This window comes from Legionella brunensis (assembly GCF_001467025.1).
Taxonomy (GTDB): Bacteria; Pseudomonadota; Gammaproteobacteria; order Legionellales; family Legionellaceae; genus Tatlockia; species Tatlockia brunensis.
In genome coordinates, this window is sequence record NZ_LNXV01000029.1 from 263,126 (window position 1) to 263,511 (window position 386).

The window sequence follows — 386 nt, forward strand, 5'->3', positions numbered from 1 at the left end:
GGATAACATAAAAATATTGACTTTTGATTTTCCCCAGTACCAATTCGTTCTGTCTATGGCAAGATAAACTGACTTCGATTGAGAAAAAAATAATAAATAAAGCCAGCGTTAAATCGAGTCAAAATTAAAAGAAAATCCAGAAAAAAATCGCTTTACTCGTTTATAGCGTGACTCAATTAATACTTCTTTAGGCATTGCTACAGCAATTTCACTCAAATTTACACTACGTACTATAAACAACGCTAACAACATTTGACCAAAACAATCTAATCGTGACTTGTGCCAATCCAGTTGTTGACCTAAAATCTCAAGCAACTCGCTGATATATTTCATATTATATCCTTTTTTAGACGAAATGATTATATGAAATACATTTAAAATCAGCG

At 31.3% G+C, this 386-nt stretch carries 1 protein-coding gene; it reads right to left on the minus strand.

Annotated elements, in window-relative coordinates; all coding sequences use genetic code 11:
- Positions 1-108: 108 nt before the first annotated feature.
- A complete protein-coding gene (locus Lbru_RS09935) occupies positions 109-333 on the minus strand; it encodes a hypothetical protein (protein WP_131793656.1) in 225 nt (74 codons plus the stop codon).
- Positions 334-386 lie beyond the last annotated feature (53 nt).

Excerpts from the sequence above, each read along its gene's own strand:
- Lbru_RS09935 (WP_131793656.1), bottom strand. The coding sequence starts at position 333 with ATGAAATATATCAGCGAGTTGCTTGAGATTTTAGGTCAACAACTGGAT.